At 66.3% G+C, this 18,697-nt stretch carries 19 protein-coding genes; 5 read left to right on the top strand and 14 right to left on the bottom strand.

What is annotated here, in order from left to right:
- Positions 1-8 precede the first annotated feature (8 nt).
- Genes BACI348_RS00180 through BACI348_RS00165 form a run of 4 tightly spaced genes read right to left on the bottom strand, consistent with a single transcriptional unit; the run spans position 9 to position 4,770 of the window.
- Positions 9-1,523 carry an amino acid permease gene (locus BACI348_RS00180; protein ID WP_159823406.1) on the bottom strand — a complete coding sequence of 505 codons (1,515 nt, stop codon included), beginning with the start codon at positions 1,521-1,523 and terminating at the stop codon, positions 9-11.
- Between the two features lie 10 nt (positions 1,524-1,533).
- On the bottom strand, positions 1,534-2,964 hold the full coding sequence (locus tag BACI348_RS00175; RefSeq protein WP_159823405.1) for an aspartate ammonia-lyase: 1,431 nt from the start codon (positions 2,962-2,964) through the stop codon (positions 1,534-1,536).
- A 36-nt stretch (positions 2,965-3,000) separates the two neighbouring features.
- A complete protein-coding gene (locus tag BACI348_RS00170; protein WP_159823404.1) occupies positions 3,001-4,035 on the bottom strand; it encodes an asparaginase in 1,035 nt (344 codons plus the stop codon).
- Between the two features lie 27 nt (positions 4,036-4,062).
- Positions 4,063-4,770, bottom strand: coding sequence for a FadR/GntR family transcriptional regulator (locus BACI348_RS00165; protein ID WP_159823403.1), 708 nt, complete (start codon positions 4,768-4,770; stop codon positions 4,063-4,065).
- 183 nt (positions 4,771-4,953) lie between these two features.
- Between BACI348_RS00165 and BACI348_RS00160 the strand changes: the two genes are divergently transcribed.
- The gene (locus BACI348_RS00160; RefSeq protein WP_328700005.1) at positions 4,954-5,229 is read left to right on the top strand and encodes a type II toxin-antitoxin system Y4mF family antitoxin; all 276 of its coding nucleotides are present in this window, start codon (positions 4,954-4,956) and stop codon (positions 5,227-5,229) included.
- On the top strand, positions 5,226-6,488 hold the full coding sequence (locus BACI348_RS00155) for a type II toxin-antitoxin system HipA family toxin (protein WP_159823402.1): 1,263 nt from the start codon (positions 5,226-5,228) through the stop codon (positions 6,486-6,488). The genes BACI348_RS00160 and BACI348_RS00155 overlap by 4 nt, the downstream gene beginning before the upstream one ends.
- Before the next feature lie 9 nt (positions 6,489-6,497).
- On the opposite strand, the gene BACI348_RS00150 is transcribed toward BACI348_RS00155, so the two are convergent.
- Entirely contained in the window at positions 6,498-7,430 is a 933-nt protein-coding gene (locus BACI348_RS00150) for a prenyltransferase/squalene oxidase repeat-containing protein (protein ID WP_159829636.1), read from the bottom strand.
- Between the two features lie 13 nt (positions 7,431-7,443).
- Positions 7,444-8,061, bottom strand: coding sequence for a uracil-DNA glycosylase family protein (locus tag BACI348_RS00145; protein ID WP_159823401.1), 618 nt, complete (start codon positions 8,059-8,061; stop codon positions 7,444-7,446).
- A gap of 197 nt (positions 8,062-8,258) precedes the next feature.
- On the opposite strand from BACI348_RS00145, the gene BACI348_RS00140 reads away from it, so the two are divergent.
- Positions 8,259-8,765: a hypothetical protein gene (locus tag BACI348_RS00140; protein WP_159823400.1), complete on the top strand. Its 507-nt coding sequence runs from the start codon at positions 8,259-8,261 to the stop codon at positions 8,763-8,765.
- A 25-nt stretch (positions 8,766-8,790) separates the two neighbouring features.
- Here the strand turns inward: BACI348_RS00140 and BACI348_RS00135 are convergent, their stop codons facing one another.
- The 5 genes from BACI348_RS00135 to BACI348_RS00115 form a co-directional block, all read right to left on the bottom strand.
- Positions 8,791-9,174, bottom strand: a complete 384-nt coding sequence (locus BACI348_RS00135; RefSeq protein WP_159823399.1) for an RNA-binding S4 domain-containing protein — start codon at positions 9,172-9,174, stop codon at positions 8,791-8,793.
- 57 nt (positions 9,175-9,231) lie between these two features.
- A complete protein-coding gene (locus BACI348_RS00130; RefSeq protein WP_159823398.1) occupies positions 9,232-10,368 on the bottom strand; it encodes a sulfite oxidase in 1,137 nt (378 codons plus the stop codon).
- Between the two features lie 93 nt (positions 10,369-10,461).
- Entirely contained in the window at positions 10,462-11,313 is an 852-nt protein-coding gene (locus BACI348_RS00125) for an SDR family oxidoreductase (RefSeq protein ID WP_159823397.1), read from the bottom strand.
- A gap of 9 nt (positions 11,314-11,322) precedes the next feature.
- Positions 11,323-12,327, bottom strand: a complete 1,005-nt coding sequence (locus BACI348_RS00120) for an aldo/keto reductase family protein (RefSeq protein WP_159823396.1) — start codon at positions 12,325-12,327, stop codon at positions 11,323-11,325.
- A 27-nt stretch (positions 12,328-12,354) separates the two neighbouring features.
- Entirely contained in the window at positions 12,355-13,086 is a 732-nt protein-coding gene (locus BACI348_RS00115) for a hypothetical protein (RefSeq protein ID WP_159823395.1), read from the bottom strand.
- A 272-nt stretch (positions 13,087-13,358) separates the two neighbouring features.
- Between BACI348_RS00115 and BACI348_RS00110 the strand changes: the two genes are divergently transcribed.
- Entirely contained in the window at positions 13,359-13,727 is a 369-nt protein-coding gene (locus BACI348_RS00110; RefSeq protein WP_159823394.1) for a YchJ family protein, read from the top strand.
- On the opposite strand, the gene BACI348_RS00105 is transcribed toward BACI348_RS00110, so the two are convergent.
- The 3 genes from BACI348_RS00105 to BACI348_RS00095 all read right to left on the bottom strand — a co-directional run bounded on the left by BACI348_RS00105 (position 13,728) and on the right by BACI348_RS00095 (position 17,018).
- A complete protein-coding gene (locus tag BACI348_RS00105; protein ID WP_159823393.1) occupies positions 13,728-14,570 on the bottom strand; it encodes a YrzE family protein in 843 nt (280 codons plus the stop codon).
- Positions 14,571-14,633: 63 nt separating this feature from the next.
- On the bottom strand, positions 14,634-16,655 hold the full coding sequence (locus BACI348_RS00100) for an acyl-CoA dehydrogenase family protein (protein WP_159823392.1): 2,022 nt from the start codon (positions 16,653-16,655) through the stop codon (positions 14,634-14,636).
- Positions 16,656-16,715: 60 nt separating this feature from the next.
- Positions 16,716-17,018: a hypothetical protein gene (locus BACI348_RS00095; RefSeq protein ID WP_159823391.1), complete on the bottom strand. Its 303-nt coding sequence runs from the start codon at positions 17,016-17,018 to the stop codon at positions 16,716-16,718.
- 229 nt (positions 17,019-17,247) lie between these two features.
- Between BACI348_RS00095 and BACI348_RS00090 the strand changes: the two genes are divergently transcribed.
- Positions 17,248-18,696, top strand: a complete 1,449-nt coding sequence (locus BACI348_RS00090; RefSeq protein WP_159823390.1) for a DUF3375 domain-containing protein — start codon at positions 17,248-17,250, stop codon at positions 18,694-18,696.
- Position 18,697 lies beyond the last annotated feature (1 nt).

The raw sequence follows: 18,697 nt of genomic DNA, 5'->3' as shown, positions 1-18,697 counted from the left end.
AAGCGGGGCTACTTCTTGAAGGTGTCCGCGGGCGGGTTGGCAACCACAGGCGAGAGGCCGGTGTGGCCCTCGCGGGTTTCGGCGATCTCGTGGATGCGCTTGCGGCAGGCGAACCAGCCGAAGACCATCAGGACCGAGGCGATCGCTGTGACGAGCATGGTGAGCGGGGATTCGATGAAGACCATCACCAGCACGCCCACCAGGAAGAGGAGCGAGAGGTAGCCGGTGTAGGGCGCGCCGAACATCCGGAAGGAGGGGCGTTCGAGCCAGCCTTTGTCGGCCCAGCGCTTGAGCTGGATCTGGCAGAGCACAATGGTGGCCCAGGTCATGATGATGCCCACGGAGGCGATGTTGAGCACGATTTCGAAGGCCTGCGCGGGGACGAGGTAGTTCAGCGGTACACCCAGGAGGGACACGCCGGCGGTGATGGCGATGCCGCCGTAGGGGACGCCGGCTTTGTTCATCCGGGAGGCGAACTTGGGGGCGGAGCCGTTCACGGACATGGAACGAAGGATCCGGCCGGTGGAGTAGAGCCCGGCGTTCAGCGAGGACAGGGCCGCGGTGAGGACCACGAGGTTCATGATGACGTCCACGCCCTGGATGCCGATGGAGCCGAAGAACGTCACGAACGGGCTGACGCCCTTTTGGTAGGAGGTGTAGGGGAGCAGCAGGGCCAGCAGGATGACGGAACCGACGTAGAACACGGCGATGCGGAAGACCACCGAGTTGATCGCCTTGGGCATGATCTTTTCAGGGTTCTCGGTTTCACCGGCCGCGGTGCCCACCAGCTCAATCGAAGCGTAGGCGAACAGGACGCCCTGCATGAGGATGATCATGGGCAGCAGGCCGTTGGGGAAGATCCCGCCATTATCTGTTAGGAGGCTGATGCCCACTTGCTGGCCGTCCACCGGGGTGCCGAAGATGACGAAGTAGGTGCCGACGATGAGGAAGATGACCAGCGCGGCGACCTTGATCAGGGCGAACCAGAATTCCATTTCGCCGAAGACTTTCACCGAGACCAGGTTTAGTGCCAGGACCACAACGAGGGCGATCAGGGCCCAGGCCCACTGCGGGACATCGGCCATCCAGGGGATGTAGTTGCCGAAGAAATGCATGTAGAGGGCGGCGGCGGTGATGTCCACAATGGTGGTGGTGGCCCAGTTGATCCAGTAGAACCAGCCGGAGACGAAAGCGGCCTTCTCACCGAAGAATTCACGGGCGTAGGACACGAACGAGCCCGAGGAGGGCCGGTGCAGGACCAGTTCGCCCAGCGCGCGGAGGATCAGGAACGCGAAGAAACCGCACACGGCGTAGGCGATGACCAGGGACGGGCCCGCGGCGTTGAGCCGGCCGCCGGCGCCCAGGAACAGGCCGGTACCGATCGCACCGCCGATCGCGATCATCTGGATCTGCCGGGGCTTCAGGTTCTTGTGGTAGCCCTTGTCCTCGGCATGCAGCGCCGTCTCGGAGGCGTGCGCATGGCCGCCGTCGATGAGGTGGTCGGGTATGGGGGAGTTGGTCATTGGGGAGTCCTTACTTGCTGAGGTTCGCGAGGCGTTCGGGGCTGAGGAGTTCCTGGAGCTGGGTGTCCGTGAGGAGCCCGTGTTCCAGGACCAGCTCGGCCACGCCCTTGCCGGTGGCGAGTGCTTCCTGCGCGATGGCGGTGGCGGTGGCGTAGCCCAGGTGGGGATTGAGGGCGGTGACCAGGCCGATGGACTGCTCCACCGTGCGGCGGAGGTGTTCGGTGTTGGCGGTGATGCCGCGGATGCAGCGGGCCGTGAGGGTGCGGCAGGCTGCTTCCAGGTGGGAGATGCTCTTGTGGAGGCTGTGGACAATGACGGGTTCGAAGGCGTTGAGCTGGAGCTGCCCGGCTTCGGCGGCCATGGTGATGGTGACGTCGTTGCCAACCACCTCGTAGGCCACCTGGGAGACCACTTCCGGGATCACCGGGTTGATCTTGCCGGGCATGATGGAGGAGCCGGACTGGACTGCCGGCAGGTTGATCTCACCGAAGCCGGCGCGCGGGCCGGAGGAGAGCAGGCGGAGATCGTTGCAGATCTTGGACAGCTTTACGGCCACGCGCTTGAGCACGCCGGAGAGGTGCACGAACGCGCCCACGTCCTGGGTGGCTTCAATGAGGTCGACGGCGGTGACCAGCGGCAGGCCGGTGATGTCGGCCAGGTGCCGGCAGGCTGCCTCGGCGTAGCCGGCGGGTGCGTTCAGGCCGGTGCCGATGGCGGTGGCGCCGAGGTTGATCTCGTGGATCAGCAGTTCGGCCTCGGCGAGGCGGAGCCGGTCCTCGCCGATGGTGATGGCGTAGGTGCCGAATTCCTGGCCCAGTGTCATGGGGACTGCGTCCTGCAGCTGGGTGCGGCCCATCTTGACTACTGTGCGGAATTCCAGCGCCTTTGATGCGCAGGCTTCCTCGAGTTCGGCCAGGGCGTCCAGCAATTCCCGGGCGGCGAAGATGGTGCCCAGCTTCACGGCGGTGGGGTACACGTCGTTGGTGGACTGGGACAGGTTCACGTGGTCGTTGGGGTGCAGCCTTGTGTAGTCGCCCTTGGGGTGGCCCAGGATTTCCAGCGCCCGGTTGGCGATGACCTCGTTCGCGTTCATGTTCGACGACGTCCCGGCACCGCCCTGGATCACGTCCACCACAAATTGATCGGCGAGCTTGCCGTCGAGGATGTCCTGGCAGGCCTGTTCGATCGCGTCCGACCGTTCCGCGTCCAGAAGTCCGAGTTCACGGTTGGTGCGTGCTGCGGCGAGCTTGACTGCTGCCAGTCCGCGGACCAGGTGCATGTTGGAGGACAACTTCTGGCCGGTAATGGGGAAGTTCTCCACAGCCCGGAGCGTGTGCACGCCCCAGTAGGCGTTGGCAGGGACGTCGCGGTCTCCGAGCAGGTCGTGTTCGGACCGGATACCCGTTTGGGCGGGGTTCTCGGCAGTGTCGGTGGTTGTCATGTGTCCTTACAGGGCTTCGTTGACGGGTTTGGACGGTCAGTTCAAGAAGTCGGTTGCCTGGAGCAGGCCCACCTGGTGGCCGCCGCCGAGCACCGGGGCGGTAGCGATTCCGGCGAGCGGTGCGGTGTCGATCCCCAGTACCTCAAGCAGCTTCACGGCGGCCGGCATCCGGGCCCGGTCGCCGCCGTCGGAAATCTTTACGGCAACGGCGCTGCCGTCGGCCAGGCCCACCAGCTGCACGCCTTCAAAGCCGTCCTTGGCCACCGAGCCCGGGAGCAGGCGCATCAGGCCGGTGACGTCGCGGCCTTCCCCGGCCACCATTTCGGGGTGGCGCTGCATGGCGAGTCCGACGGCGGCTTCCGCACTTGGTGAAGCCGACCCGCCGTCGTGGTCCGTCGCTTGGAAGTCCGCGGCAGCGCGCGCGATGAGCCCGAAGGCGCGTGCCATGCCGCGGAGCGTCAGGGCAAACAGGGGAGTGCCGCACCCATCGGTGCTGCGGGCGGCTGGTTCCTCGCCCGTGAGGTCACGGACGGTTTCGGCAACCAGCTGTTGCAGGGGGTGGGACGGGTCGAGGTAGCCCTGGACCGGCCAGCCGTTGATCACGCAGGTGGCAGCCATGGCGGCGTGCTTGCCGGAGCAGTTCTGGGTGAGCTGGGTGGGGCCGCCGCCGTTGCGCAGCCATTCCTCCCGCTCGTTCACGCCGTAGGGCAGGTCGGTGCTGTTTTCGAAGTGGCTGACGCTGAGCCCGTGCATGTCGAGGATTTGCAGTGCACCTTCGCGGTGCTCCGCTGCGCCTGAGTGGCTTGCGGCGGCCAGGGCAAGGAGGCTGGCCGGCAGCTCAAGCCCGGCCCGGAGCATGGCGACGGCCTGGAGCGGTTTCAAAGAGGAGCGGGGATAAAACGGGGCCAGGGGGTTCCCGGCGGCTGCCACTGTGGATCCGTTGGCTGCGATGGCGATTGCGGAGCCGTAGTGCACGCTTTCCACCAGGCCGTCGCGGACGGCCGCAACCAAGGGCTCATGGGTGGGAAGCAGTACACCGGCGCGGGCAGCGGAAAACACAGGGGAGGGCATGGGGTCCTTGGGTGGTTGCGTATGCGTTTAGTTATTGAGGATGGAGTCGAGGGCAACGCCCACGGCCTGCAGGTGAGAGGCCATGGCGGCACGGGCTTTTTCGGCCGAGCCTTCCTCGATGGCGGCCAGGATTTCCTGGTGTTCCACATCGGAAGCATGCTGGCGGTCCGCCACCATGTTCAGAGTTTCGGACTGGTGGGCCAGGGCGCCGCGGATGTCCGCCACCACGCTGGCAAACACTTTGTTGCCGCTGGCACGTGCAATGGCAGCGTGAAAGCTCGAGTCCAGGGCTACCCAGGATTCCGGGTCGGTTTCGGTGGCCATCGCGGCAACGATGTGGCGCAGTGTTTCCAGCTCCTCGTCGCTGCGCCGTTCCGCGGCCAGGCCGGCCGCGGGAACTTCGATGTGCGGGCGTGCCTCGGTCAAATCCCGCGCCGAATACTGGCCCAGGGTGAGGTCGTTGGCCACCTTATTGGCGACGACGAATGTCCCCTTGCCCGTTTTGGTCACCGTGAGGCCCAAGGCAGTGCAGGAGCGGAGCGCTTCCCGGATGACTGACCGGCTCACCCCGTACTGCTGGGAGAGGATTGCCTCCGAGTTGAGCTTGCCGCCCACTTCCAGCCGCCCTGACTCGATGTCCTGCCGGATGGCGTTGAACACTGCCTCGGCAGCACTCAGCCGTGCGAGCGGAAAGGGAGCAGGCTGTCCTGCTGTCCGGCTGTCTGACAGGTTCACCCTCTCAATATGGCACGGGTCACAAGTCGTGTCAATTGTCCTTTGCCGAGAGACCCCGCGAATGGGCCTTCCTTCCAGTGCCGCACTCGTCCATGCGCCGGAACGTTCGTGCCGGTATCCGTGTTGACATGCCCTCGGGCGGGAGTAGCATTCAGGGGAAAGCCTTAATCGGAACGTTCGTGCCTGAAGGGGTTTGTCATCAAGCCGTCCTTTTCCATCCAGCTCGCCGCCGAAGTCCGGGCCCGACGCCGCGTCCTCCGGCTGACGCAGCAGGATCTCGCCCAACTGGCGGGCGTGTCAGAGCGGTTTGTCCGGTTCGTGGAGCAAGGAAAACCAAGTGTTCAGCTGGACTCGCTGCTGGCACTGCTGGATACCCTCGGCCTGGAACTGCAGCTTGCCACCCGCAGTTCTGCCGCCCGCCATGGCGCGGCGGCAGGTTCACGGGAGGCACGGCCGTGAGGCATCGCATCGCCGATATCTACAAGGCGGGTGTGCTCGCCGCGCGGCTTGAGCGGCACGACGGCGGCACCAGGTTCAGCTATCTGGCACGCTACCTCGCCTCCGGTGGTCCCGCCGTCGCCACCTCGCTGCCGCTCACGAGCGAGCCTGTCCTCTCCGGGGCGGGGGCCGCCCCGCCCTATTTCACCGGGCTGCTGCCGGAGGGCCGCCGGCTCAACGCCCTGCGCCGTTCCATTAAAACCAGCGCCGACGATGACCTGTCCCTGTTGATCGCCGCTGGTGGAAATCCGGTGGGGGACGTCCAGATCGTGGGGCACGGGGAACCCTTGAACCGGGAGGAGCACGCGGTCCAGCTGGATCCGCAACGGTCCTTGGATTTTGACCAGTTGCTCGGCGACCCCGACCTCATCGATCCCGTAGCCCTGGCCGGTGTGCAGGACAAGCTGTCCGCCGGAATGATCTCGGTTCCAGTGGCGAGTACCGGGCGGCAGTACATCCTGAAACTCAATGCGCCCGAGTTCCCGCACGTGGTGGAGAACGAATTCGTGATGTTCCGCTACGCCGCCAAGCTCCGGATACCGTTGAGCCGCGTCGAGCTGATCCGGGATGTTGGCGGCCGGCCGGGGCTGCTGGTGGAGCGCTTTGACCGTGTGCGCGGGCCGAAGATGCAGCCGGGACCGGGCCCCGACGACGCGCGGCGGTTGGCGGTCGAGGATGGGGCGCAGGTGCTGAACCTCTACCCGGCGGACAAGTACAACGTGGGATACGGCCAGGTCTGCCATGCGCTCGCGGACTACTGCTCGGCGCCCCTTCCCGCTCTCCGGAACCTGGCTATCCAGGCCGCATACGCCTGGCTGACCGGCAACGGGGACCTGCACGCGAAGAACATTTCGATGGTCCAGCAGCCGCATGGGGAGTGGACCATTGCCCCGGTGTACGACATCCCCTCCACCGTGGTCTACGGCGACAAGACCCTTGCGTTGACTATCAACGGGAAGCGGACAGGGATCTCACGCCGTCATTTCCTTGGGTGGGCCACGGACCTGGGACTCGCTGACCGCGCGGCCGCCCAGATTGTGGAGATCGCATTGAAGGCGTCGGGACCTTTGATCGCGGATCTGGAATCCGGTACGGCTTTCCGGAGCCTGGGGCCTTCCGGGCAGGCAGCTAACGACGGCGGCGCCTCGCCGTTTCCGGATATGGTCACCAGGGCGTGGGTCAAGGAGCTGAAGCACCGCCGCAGGTTGATGGAAGGCTGACCTTGCGGTTCAGCTGCCCTCGTACCACCGCAGGACACGGAGCGCGCGGAGGGTGTTCCAGCGGCTTGGCTGACCGTCGCCGTCTTCGAGCGGGAAGTGGACCTGCCCCGGGTGGGTGTTTTCCAGCAGCCACGTGCCGTCCGGCTGCTCCTTGGACCGCACTGCCTCGACGGCCTCGTCCATACGCTTGTCGGGGCTGCCGCCGGCGGCGCGGAAGTAGTCGAGTCCGCGGAGCACATCATAGAACCAGCGGGTGGGGTAGGAGAACTGCAGCCAACCGCCGTTGATAAGTTCGCCAGTGGACCGGTGCCGGAGCAGCCCGCGCTCCAGCAGGTATTCCTCGCCGCGGCGCCGCGCCGCCCGTGATTCCGGTCTTCCCCCGGTCGCCTGCTCGTATTCCAGGAGCCCCTCAAGGACGCAGATCGTGGTGTGGAAGGACGACCGGGTGGACCCTCGCTCCGCTTCACAGTTCCAGCCGCCGTCGGCCAGTTGTTCGCCGGTCAGCCGCTCCACTACCCCGTCCACGTTCTCTCCGAAGTAGGCACCCAGCGCCGCCACCATGCCGTTGATGCAGGGCTCAACTTCCCCGTCGAAGAAGAGCTGGTTGCCCTCCTCCCAGCGGCTGTTGTCATGGACCAGGGCGATGGCACAACGCGCTTCCGGGCTGCGGGGGTCAAGGCCGAAGTCCCGCAGGAGCAACAGGCTATAGGTGGTCGCCGTCCAGGGCTGGCTGTCGGGGTCGTCGTCGTTCGCTGGCCAGTACGTTCCCCCGGCCCATTGTCCGTCCTTGTCCTGAAGCGCCAGGAGCCCGGCACCCCAGCCCTCGGTGGCAACCCGCTCCCGCTCAACCCGAATCTCGTCAGGCGAAGCGTCCGTGAGGTCGCGCAGGACCTGCCAGCGGATGGCGGGATCGCCGTCGAGCAGCCAATCGAGCACAGCCAGTGGCGCTGTTCGCTCAGAGGTGCTGGATGCCCGCCCGCTGCATGGCGTCCTTGTAGATCTCCACGTTCTTGGCCAACAGCTCTTCCTGTTTGGCTTCGGAGACAGCAAAGGCCCGGCCCCCGAGGGCCGTGGCCTTGTAAACCTTGATGCCGCTGTTCTTCAGCGACGAATGGTAGGTCTTCTCGAACAGGGTGAGGAAGGTGGAGGCGTCAGTACCGTGGGCGATGATGGCCGAAACGCGGGAGTTGATCTTGAGGAACTGGCGGAAGGGCCGCAGTCCATCAGTCTTTTCCTGCACGCTGAGCGCAGAGGGCATGCCCGCGTCCCGGACCCAGGGGTAGGCGTTCCACGGCATCACGTAGCGGGACTCCAGCTCAGCAAGCTCGTAAATCTGTGTGGCCCGGCGGGCCGCTTCGTCATCGTTGTAGTGCGAGACGAAGCCGGACTCGGTGCCTTTCCCGGGGCTGACCTGCAGGCTGACGATCCGGCATTCATCTTCGTCGTGCACCGGGTCGATGTAGGGGACGGTGGAGCCCGGCTTCTTTTCCATCAGTTCGTCGCAAAGCTGGGTTACCTTCGCGATGTTCGGTTCCTGTAGCAGGGCTTTCTTTTCGTCCCAGTCAATCGTCACGATTTCTCCCTCAGCAGCAAGGCGTCCAGAATCAGGCGTCTTAGGCCACTCTACGCTTCCGGGCTTGGGGCTGGGCAGGGGAAGTTCAGTCTCCCTTCTGCGGAGGACACTGCCCTCATGCTCCTGACCGCGCCTGATGGACACGCTTGAGCGCTTTGGCCCGGCGCCGTAACGGAACCATGCTGTTCAATGTAGGGATGCAGTTCACCAGGAAGGGCTTGAAAGACGACGGTTTTACGGGCTTCAGGCCGTTCAGGGAGATGGACTCCATGCGGGTCCCGCAGGGAACGGGGGTCTTCGCCGTTTTAAGGCCGGAGGGGTTCCACCCGGATTTCCTGAAGAAGAGCACCGCCGGTGTCTTCAAAAAGAAGGACCCGTCACTGCCGGAGCCCGAGCTCAGCGCCGCGTGGGTGGAGGCCGCCGTCGTCCTGTACGTGGGCAAGGCCGGCCCGGGAAGCAAAGGAAACCGCGGCCTCAGGCGGCAGATCCAGGAGTTCCTGGACTTCGGGCGGGGCAAGCCGCCGGGGCACTGGGACGGCCGGCTGGTCTGGCAGCTCAAGGATGCCGGGAAGCTGCTGATTGCCTGGAAGGAACTGCCTCCGGAAGGCCTCAACCGGGCCGAAGCGGACTACCACACAGCCTTCGTGGAGGAGTTTGGGAAACTGCCGTTCGCCAACCTCGTGCGGGCCCGGACCAAAAACTGAACCAGCAGAACACCGAACCAACGGGCTAAGCCGGGCCTCGGAGCCGTTCCATCTCACGCCGGTCCTTCTTGGTGGGCCGGCCGGCGCCGCGGTCCCGCTGCGGCAGGCCAAGGGCCGGGGCGACAGGACGCGGCGGGGTGTGGTCGGTGAAGCAGTGGGAGGCGGCCTCCGCGCCGACGCGTTTGTTGATCAGGCGGCGCACCTCCAGGGTCCGCTCATACCCGGACATTTTCACCGTCACGGTGTCGCCGTTGACTACTGTCGCTGATGCCTTCGCCGGGCTGCCGTTCAAACGGACATGTCCCGCACGGCAGGCAGCAGTCGCCGCGGAGCGGGTCTTGTAGGCGCGGATGGCCCACAACCACGCATCAATACGGACGCTGGCGGGGGAGGCAGGAAGGCTGGTCATGGCTGGCACCGAGTATAGCGCCGCCCACCCGGCTCACGGTGCCGCCAGGGCCGCCGGCTACTCCACCCGAACGCTGACCCGTTGGACCATGTTGTTGCCCAGCCCCTGGTAGTTCCAGTTCTGCTCCAGGGGCTGGGTGGCGCCGCTTCCATCCGTGGCGCGGCACGCGAGCTCGTGTTCGCCCGGATCCGCCACCCAGGGCAGCGTCCATTTCCGCCAGGCAAAACCACCCGCAGGTTCTTCCAGGTGCGCGGGCAACCACGTGCCGTCGATGCCCACTGCAACGGCAGTAACGGCGGCCTGCCCGGACCAGGCCCTGCCCTGAAGCATCACGGGACCCCGCTGCAGCACCCGCTTGCGCGTGAAGAAGTCCGGGATACCCGGCGGAACCATCAGCGAACGCACCCTGATCCGTGCAGCCGGCGTGCCGACGTCGTCCGCTGAATCCTGGTAACGGTAGGCGACGTGCTGCTGGTACCCCTCAAACGGCGCCGTGACAACATCGATGGACTCCAGCCACTTCACGCTGGCCATGCCGTACCAGCCCGGGACCACCAGCCGGAGCGGGTAGCCGTGCTGGGGCGGCAGCTCGCTGCCGTTCATCTTGTAGGCAAGGACGACGTCGGCACGCATCGCTTCGCGGATCGGCAGGCTCCGGGCGTAGCGCTGGGTGACGCCGCCCTGGATCCCGGCATCGGCGCCGGTGAACACCACCTCGACGGCGTGCGGGAGAATTCCGGCCTTCCCCAGGAGATAAGCGAGCGGAACGCCCGTCCATGCGGCAGTCCCCACGCCTTCCATGATCCACGGCTGGCTGAGGGGCCGCGGTTTCAGGAGCGAGCGGCCGTTGCCCGCACACTCAAGGGTGACCGGAACGGTGATGGCCGGATCCTTGCGCAACGCCGCCATGCTCAGCTCAAGCGCCCGCTCCACCGCGCCGGTGATCCGCAGGTGCCAGTGCGCGGGATCGATGTCCGGGATGTCGAAGTGGGTGAGCACGTAGTGAAGGCCCGGGGGAGTGATGCCGCGGCGGAGGGCTTCCAGGGGCATGGAGTGGTTCCGGGCGCCCAACTGGAGTTCCTCCGGGGTGAGCGGGCCGGTGGTCGGGCCCGCCGCAGGCCCGGTGGGGAGCGGTGCCTGCTCCCGTGCGGCAGGTAGACGCGTGGACTGCGGGTTTGGCTGGGTTTGCGTCATGGCGCTGCGATTCTGCTGGGGGTTTGCGCTGCCCGGGTTATTCCCTTCCTCAGGTTTACGCCCGCCCGCCAGGCCAGTCAACGGCCCAGGCAGCTACAGTTGCGGCCGCTCCAGGAACCCGGCCAGGCTCAGCGGGTCCTGCCCCGTCAGCCCGTGCACGTCCAGCGAAACCCCGGCCATCTCTCCGGCCGCCATGGCGGTGTAGGTGCTGACCCAGGCGTCAACCTGCCAGGGCGGTGCACCATACGAAGCCCGGGATGCGTAGGCTTCCTCCACGGTCTCGTTGTGGAACGTGATGGTCCGCCCGGTGCCTGCGCTGAGGATGCGGGCAGCCTCCGCCATGGTGATTTCCTCCGGCCCGGTGAGGTTGTAGGTTTTTCCTTTGTGGATGGCGGGGTCACGCAGTACGGCCACGGCGCAGCGCGCGATGTCCTCCCGGGCAACGGCGGAAAACACTCCATTCCCCGCCGGCCCGCGGATCGCACCGTCCTCTCCCGCCAAAAGCGGCAGGAAGTCCATATAAAAGTTGTCCCGCAGGAAGGTATAGTCCATCCCGGACGCCCGGATGTGCTGTTCCGTGGCGTAATGGTCCCGGGCCAAAGTAAACGTGGCGTCCGGGGCCGCGCCGTAGAACGACGTGTACACCACATGCTGCACCCCGGCTTCGGCTGCCGCGTCCACAAAGGCATAATGCTGCTGCACCCGCTCCTCGGCTTCCGCGGCCGACACCATGAACAGCACCTTGACACCGTCCAGTGCCGTCCGGGAAGCAGCTGAATCCGCATAGCTGCACAGCACGGGCTCGGCGCCCTCCAGTTCCGGCGCACGGCCGGTGTCCCGGACCAGCAGGCGCTGGGCGGAACCGGCGGCGGCGAGTTGGCGCGCCACCATCCCACCCAGGCCTCCCGTGGAACCCGTGACAGCGAGGTCCGGGGCGTCAGCCACCGCTGGATCCTAGGCTTCGCGCGTTGCCGGGGACTTGGTCTGCGCGGGGTCGCGCTCGGCCAGGGACCCGATGGCGTCGTCGATCTTCTTCAGGACGTCCGGTTCCAGCCTGACCCCCGCGGCTTCAACGCTGTCCGCGATCTGCTCCGGCCGGGACGCACCAACGATGGCGGACGCGACGTTGGGGTTCTGCAGCACCCAGGCGACGGCGAGCTGCGGCATGGAGAGCCCGGCCTCGTCCGCGATGGGCTTGAGCTTCTGCACGCCCGCCAGGACGTCGTCGCGCATCCAGCGCTGGATCATCTTGGCGCCGCCCTTGTCGTCTGTGGCGCGGCTGCCTTCGGGAGCAGGCTGGCCGGGCAGGTACTTGCCGCTGAGGACGCCCTGTGCCATGGGGGACCATACGATCTGGGAAACGCCCAGCTCTTCCGAGACCGGTATAACCTCGGCCTCGATGACGCGCCACAGCATGGAGTACTGCGGCTGGTTGGAAATGAGCTGGAAGCCAAGTTCCCTGGACAGTGCGTGGCCGGCACGGAGTTGGTCGGCCGTCCACTCGCTGACGCCGATGTACAGCGCCTTGCCCTGCCGGACGATGTCGGCGAACGCCTGCATGGTCTCTTCCAGCGGCGTCTCAAAGTCGTAGCGGTGTGCCTGGTAAAGGTCCACATAGTCCGTCTGGAGCCTCCGGAGTGAGCCGTTGATGGACTCCATGATGTGCTTACGGGACAGGCCAAGATCGTTTTTGCCCTTGGGGCCGGTGGGGCCGTACACCTTGGTGAAGATTTCCAGGGATTCGCGGCGCTCGCCCTTCAGCGCCTCTCCGAGGACGGTTTCGGCGGCCGTGTTGGCGTACACGTCCGCGGTGTCGAAGGTGCTGATGCCGGCGTCGAGGGCGGCCCGCACGCACTGGGACGCGACGTCGTTCTCCACCTGGGAGCCGTGCGTGAGCCAGTTGCCGAAGGTGATTTCCGAGACTTTGAAGCCGCTGTTTCCGAGGTATCTGAATTCCATGGGTTTCACGCTAACCCAGATGGTTGCTCAGGGTAAGGGCTGTTTGCCGTTGGCCGCTTTGCCCTTGAGCGCCTGCACCGGGCCGGACAGGGACACAAGCGATCCCGTATCCAGCGGCGACAACGGCTGCGGGACCTGAGCCTTCTTGAACGACCGCGGGACGTGGGCGTGGCGGTGGTCATGGAGTTTCGACTCGACGAGCGGCGCCACCTCCACTACCTTGTCCGCAGGAACGCCGGGGTCCGGCAGGTCCCGCACGGAAAGCTTGATTTCCGGGGCCGCTGCCCGTGCCCTTGCCATGGCCCGCGCGTCGGCCTCGGCAACGGCGGAGGCCCAGTCCTCGGCCAGGACGGGGGGTTCGCGCCGTGCGGCCGTCAGGGCCGGATGGTGTACGACGGCGGTGCGCAGCGCCGAGCGCAGGTTCGCCGGCTTCAGCGCGGCCCGCCAATCGCGGGGCGGGCGGCTGGGTTTCGACGTTGTCCCTTCGGATGCCCCCGCCTCAACGGGAGCTGCCGTGCCACCTGCAGTGCCGTCGTCGGACGTTTCCGAGGCGGGTCCGCCGAAGCGGAGGAGGGGGAGGTTTTCCCGGTGGGAACGCCGGCCCAGCAAGGCCATCAGCGTGACAACGGTGAGGCGGCCCAGCCCCGCGAGGACGAGCGTGATGACGCCCAGCAGGAAGAGGACCAGGAACATGAGGAAAGCCATGCCCACGGTGCCCAAAAAGGTCAGGTTGAGGATGAGCGTATCCGGATTTTCCACGTCATCTCTCCTCTCCGCCGGCAGCCGGGCCAGACCCGGGCATCCTTCCGCCCGGGCAACGGCTCCTTCTCCACCATACGGATTTTTGCCGCGCCGTGCCTCCGGATGCGGGACTCGGCCCCGGGTTGTTTCGAAGCTGTTATCCGATATGACAAGGGCGCAGGACTTATGGCCTGGGCTTATAGTCGGACGGGGATGCGGGGCCTGCGCGGCCCGGCCGGAAGCAGGAGGCGGGAGCACTGATGTTGGAGGATGCGGGTAGCCGGAACTGTATGTGCCTGTCCGGTGAGCAGTACCGGAGGTGTTGCGGCAGGTTCCATTCCGGGGTGGCAGAGGCAGCCACTGCCGAGCAGCTGATGCGGTCCCGGTACAGCGCATTTGTGCTCCTTGACCGGGATTATCTGCTGCGCACCTGGCACAGGACCGGGGCCCCGGCGGAACTGGACCTGGACACGGCGATGGAGTGGCGCCGCCTGGATATCCTCGCCACGGACCGCGGCGGCCCGCTGGACGTCCAGGGGACAGTGGAGTTCAAGGCCTACTTCAGGCACGGCGGTGACCGCGGGGTCCTGCACGAGGTCAGCCGCTTCGTGCGGGAGAATGGCCGCTGGTTCTACCTGGACGGAAGCATCCTGGCCTGACTACTCGTCGTCGTAATCCTCATCCGGGGTGAATCCGGCCTTGTCCACCTTGCGGTGGAAGCGCATGCCGGCGAGCCCGCCCAGCACGGCCCCCAGCAGGGCCACCAGGGCCACCACCACGGCGGCGACGATGCTCATGGTGTTGAGCTGGCCCTCATTGATGGGGATGCGCGGGAAGCTGTTGAGGTTGGCCAGCACGTTGAACTGCTGTCCGAACACCAGGCCCAGGATGGAGACCAGGACCGCGATGATCAGCGCCCAGATCCACACCATGACCCCCTGCTTGATGCCGTTGAAGCGTGCCATGCGTCCTGCCACGTAACCGCCGCAGTAATAGGAGAGGAACAGGATGGCCAGCAGCACGATGATGCCTACCAGGCCCACCGTCCCGCTGTTCGAGGCTGCCTGGTTGACCGCGTCGTTGACGTCCGTATTGGTGGCCAGTCCCACGGCTGTGCCGGCAGCGGCCACGAGGGCTGTCAGGAGCACCGCCATTCCGGTGGCGGTCAGCCAGCCGAAGAACGCCGAGCCCACCTTGATGCCGCCGAACTGCTCCTTTTCTCGGGCCACGGCCGTCTGCCGGTCCGTCAGGTTCGGATTAACGGCAGGCGCCGCAGCCGCGGGCACGTAGTCCCGCTCGGCGTAGGCGGCCGTGCCCCGTTCGGTCCTGGCCGCGGGCATCTGTTCGTAGGCGGAAGTGGTTGCCGCGTCAGTGGCCGGCACCTGGTCGAAGGTGCGCGTGGAATTGTCGTCGGCCGAGGCGGCGCGGTAGCTTCCGTTTCGGTCAGCATCCTCGCGGGCTCGCCGCGGAGGCAGTTTCTCTGGGTCTGTTGAGCTGCTCATGGCACCACTCAACCATCGGCCCGCAGAGATAGCAAGGATGCTTACTATTTCGTGATCCGCGGCTTAGCGGTAGTTGCGGTGCAGGTTTTCGCGGCGGGACGGGCCAGGGGATGCATCGGCGATCCATGGGCCGGTGCCTTCGGACTGGTCCAGAACGCCGGCCTCCAGCCAGGTGTAATCTCCGGCAAGGACCTTGCGGGTGAGACGGTGGTCGCCGTCATCAGTGTTCCGCCACAGCTGGTCAAAGTACTCCTCCACGCGCACCCGCGCCTGCTCGCAGTACGCCTCAGCAAGCTCATAGGCGCCCGCGGCCTTTTCAGGGGCGGTTCGGAGCAGCATCTCCGCCCGGGAGCAGCACGCGGTCATGGCGAACAGTTCCGCGCCGATGTCCACTATCCGGCCCAGGAATGCCTGTTTGCGTTCCAGCTTCGCCTGCCAGCGGCCCATGCCGTAGAAGGTCTGCCTGGCCAGCCGCCGGGATGAGCGTTCCACGAAGCGCAGGTGCTGGGCCAGCCGCCCGAACTCGCTGAACGAGCGCGGGTCCATGCCCGCCCCGGCCACGAGTTTGGGCAGCCAGCGGGCGTAGAAGCCGGAAGCGCCGACGGCGGCCCTCGCCTTCTCGGACAGGCTCGCGTCCAGGGAGGCCAGGTCTCCCGCGGCGGCCAGGTGGGCATCCACCGCTTCCCGGGCGATCAGGAGGCGCATGATTTCCGAGGATCCTTCAAAGATCCTGTTGATGCGCAGGTCCCTCAGTTGCTGTTCCGCGGGCACGGCCCGTTCGCCGCGTGCTGCCAGTGACTCTGCTGTTTCGAAGCCCCGGCCGCCGCGGATCTGGACCAGTTCGTCGGCGATCCGGCAGCTGATCTCCGTGCTCCAGAGCTTGGCCAGGGCGGCTTCGATCCGGACGTCCTTCTGGCCGGCGTCAGCAAGTTCGGCGGAGAGCTCAAACACGGCGTCCAGGGCAAAGGCGGACGCGGCGATGAACGCGATCTTCTTGCCCACCGCCTCGTGTTCGCCCACTGGCCGGCCCCACTGCGTCCGGGCATTGGACCATTCCCGGGCGATCTTCAGGCTCCAGCGCCCCGAGGCCACGCAAAGGGCGGGGATGGACAGCCGGCCGGTGTTCAGGGTGGTCAGGGCGATCTTCAGGCCTTGGCCCTCACGGCCCAGCCGGTTGGCTGCCGGCACGCGCACCTGGTGGAACCGGGTGACGCCGTTTTCGATGCCGCGCAGGCCCATGAACGCGTTCCGGTTTTCCACAGTGATGCCCGGCGAATCCATGTCCACCACAAAGGCGCTGATACCCCCCTTGTGCCTGGTGCCGTCCGCATCGGTGCGGGCCGGCACCACTGCCATCACCACTACCAGTTCGGCTATCACGCCATTGGTGGTCCACAGTTTGACGCCATCCAGAAGGTACGCCTCGCCGTCGTCCGTTGGCGTTGCCGTGCTGCCCAGCCGCGCGGGGTCGCTGCCCACATCAGGTTCGGTGAGGAGGAACGCCGTGATGGCACCGGCGGCGCAGCGGGGCAGGAACTCCTGCTTCTGTTCGGCGGTGCCGAACACCTTGACGGGTTCGGGCACACCGATGGACTGGTGCGCCGAAAGGAGGGCGCCCAGGCTTGGGTGGACGCTGCCCAGCAGGGCCAGTGCCCGGCCGTAGTACACCAGCGACAGGCCCAAGCCGCCGTATTCTTCCGGGATCTTCATCCCGAAAACGCCCAGGTCCGCCAGGCCCTTGAGGTACTCGTCCGGGATCTTCGCGTCCCGTTCGATGACGCGGCCGTCCATGGTGCGCGCGTAGGCCGTCAGCCGGGCCATAAAGGACTCGCCCCGTTCCACGTCTGCCGGGTTCGGCGTAGGCCAGGGGTGGACCAGGCTGAGGTCGAAACTGCCGAGGTACAGGCCCTTGGCGAAGCTGGGACGGTCCCAGCCGGTTTCCCGCGCGGCTTCCGCGACGGCGCGGGCCTCATCCGCCGTGACGCCGGCGCCAATTTTGCCGGCCGGAACAGGGGTGTCTTCAGCCGGGGCGTCCGGTGCCGTGCCGATGGTGGTTTTGGAGGGACTGTCAGTGGCGGAGCTCATGGGTTATCTCCTTGGCCGGATAGCTTGCTCAACCATGGATCCGCCGGGTTGGAGAACCCTTCAGCTGTCTCTCAAGATTACCCGCGGGTAGGTTCCGGTGCTAGGGGATGGCTGCGCCTGGAAGTCCCCGCCGGGGTCCAGGGCGGCGGCGTGGTTTACCAGCCGGTCCCAGCCGGCGTTGATGCCATGGACCGTTGCGAGGAGTGTCCTGGAAACCACTGTCCAACTGAGCTTTCCCGCGCCCAGCAGCACCAGTGCCACCAGTCCGGCCACCAGGACAAACGCGGCCAACACAAGGCCGAAGACGAGCGTGCCGATGAAGACCAAAGTTGCGGTTTCCACCGAGCTTAGATCGAACTGCATGAATCCCCCTGCTGCTACGTTGCTTGGCCTGAAGTCAGTAGCACGAGCGTAGGGGGAGACAGCCTGCCGAACCAGAGCCCGGGCGGGCTCCGAAGGCTCTTGATATTGGATCGAAACACTACGGCGAAGTAGGTCACGGACCGGTTGCGGGCGCCTGCGTTAACCTTGTAGTTGGCACTTTTGACGTCCGTGCCCCTGCCCAGCCCCCGAAACAGTCCAAGGAGAGTGTGTGCCCCGCTCCGCCAGGTCATCCGCTGACGCCATCAGCGCCCGGCTTCGGGACCTCGAACTCCTCACCAAAGGACCTGCCTGGGCCCTGACGCGCTCGGCGCCGTGGGTGATCGCGGTGTTGCAGGCATCCTTTACCCGCACCCGGCCGCAGCTGCCGCTCGAGGAGTTCCATGCCGACGTCGACTCCTTCCTTGAGGAGCTCCGCCGGCAGGACCCCGGGCTGGGCGGCGGCGCCAACGGGAAGGCCTTCGGTGACGAGTGGACGCGGCGCCAGTTCCTGACGCGCCGGAACCAGTCCGGCCAGATCGTGTACGAGGTCACCGAACCGGCGGCCCGCGTGCTCGCGTTCCTGGACAGCCTTTCCAGCGAGCGGTCCACCCTCAACGGGTCCAGGCTGGGGACGCTGCTTGGGGATGTGGAGAAGCTCGCCAACGAGACCAACCCGGACCAGAGCGCCCGCCTCGAGGCTCTGGAAGACGAGATCGAGGAGCGCCAGCAGCTGATCCAGGACATCAGCACCGGCGAATTCGACGGCCTGCTCGATGATGACGAGGCCGTGGAGGCTGCCGGGAACATCCTGGACCTCGCCGCCAGCCTGCCAGCGGATTACAAGAAGATGCGTGACCGGATCGAGGAACTGGTGGGCGGGCTGCGCAACCAGATCATCGACGAGTCCCTGACTAAGGGCGCCACCATGGCCCAGGTACTGGAAGCGGACAAGCGGCTCCGCCAGAGCCCGGAAGGCCGGACCTTCCGTTCCTTCACCGCATTCCTGGAGGATCCCCAGCAGCAGCTGAGGTTCCGGTCGGCCATCGGGGAAGTCCTCAGCCGGCAGTTCGCGGATGACCTTTCGCCTGAGGACCGGGAAACCCTGAAGAACCTCGTGGCGGAACTCCGCCAGCAGCACAGCCAGATCCAGCGGATCTACGGAAAGCTCAGCGAAAGCCTCAACACGTACGTCCAGAGTGACGACTTCCGCCAGTCGGTCCGGCTCCGGCAGGTCCTGCGCGAGGCGGAGCAGGCCATCCGGTCGCTTCCGTATGAACGGGAACGCCCCGGCCTCGTGCCGGGACCCGTCCTCTTCAACGCGGGCTTCGAGTCGCTGTCCATGGTGAAGCTCTTCGATCCCGACGAGTTCGCGGCCCCGCCCAAACTGGCCGATCCCATCGCCTTCAGCGACTCCGACCGTGTGCGCTCGCCGAGGACCCGCAAAGCGAGCCCGAAGGTGGTGCGCTCCGCCATGGCCGGCGCGTCCACCCTGTCCGAGGCCTGGGAGCAGCTGCCGCCGGAGGAACAGCACATCAACACCATCCGTGCGCTCCTCTCGCACGCCCTGCACGAAGGCGCGGCCTTCAACACCGGGGCCGTGGACACCCTGGACTTCGAACAGATCGACGGCACCACGCGCAGGGCCTACCTGCCGCTGGTCACCCTCCCGAAGGATTGAC

This window comes from Arthrobacter sp. 9AX, from assembly GCF_902506095.1.
GTDB lineage: Bacteria > Actinomycetota > Actinomycetes > Actinomycetales > Micrococcaceae > Arthrobacter.
Note: the sequence above shows the minus strand (reverse complement) of the source record. Positions and strands in the feature narration are given on the sequence as shown.

Bases quoted from the DNA above. Each gene is read 5' to 3' on its own strand.
- BACI348_RS00180 (WP_159823406.1), bottom strand. From the start codon at position 1,523: ATGACCAACTCCCCCATACCCGACCACCTCATCGACGGCGGCCATGCG.
- BACI348_RS00175 (WP_159823405.1), bottom strand. From the start codon at position 2,964: ATGACAACCACCGACACTGCCGAGAACCCCGCCCAAACGGGTATCCGG.
- BACI348_RS00170 (WP_159823404.1), bottom strand. From the start codon at position 4,035: ATGCCCTCCCCTGTGTTTTCCGCTGCCCGCGCCGGTGTACTGCTTCCC.
- BACI348_RS00140 (WP_159823400.1), top strand. From the start codon at position 8,259: ATGCAGTTCACCAGGAAGGGCTTGAAAGACGACGGTTTTACGGGCTTC.
- BACI348_RS00135 (WP_159823399.1), bottom strand. From the start codon at position 9,174: ATGACCAGCCTTCCTGCCTCCCCCGCCAGCGTCCGTATTGATGCGTGG.
- BACI348_RS00130 (WP_159823398.1), bottom strand. From the start codon at position 10,368: ATGACGCAAACCCAGCCAAACCCGCAGTCCACGCGTCTACCTGCCGCA.
- BACI348_RS00120 (WP_159823396.1), bottom strand. From the start codon at position 12,327: ATGGAATTCAGATACCTCGGAAACAGCGGCTTCAAAGTCTCGGAAATC.
- BACI348_RS00110 (WP_159823394.1), top strand. From the start codon at position 13,359: ATGTGCCTGTCCGGTGAGCAGTACCGGAGGTGTTGCGGCAGGTTCCAT.
- BACI348_RS00105 (WP_159823393.1), bottom strand. From the start codon at position 14,570: ATGAGCAGCTCAACAGACCCAGAGAAACTGCCTCCGCGGCGAGCCCGC.
- BACI348_RS00100 (WP_159823392.1), bottom strand. From the start codon at position 16,655: ATGAGCTCCGCCACTGACAGTCCCTCCAAAACCACCATCGGCACGGCA.
- BACI348_RS00095 (WP_159823391.1), bottom strand. From the start codon at position 17,018: ATGCAGTTCGATCTAAGCTCGGTGGAAACCGCAACTTTGGTCTTCATC.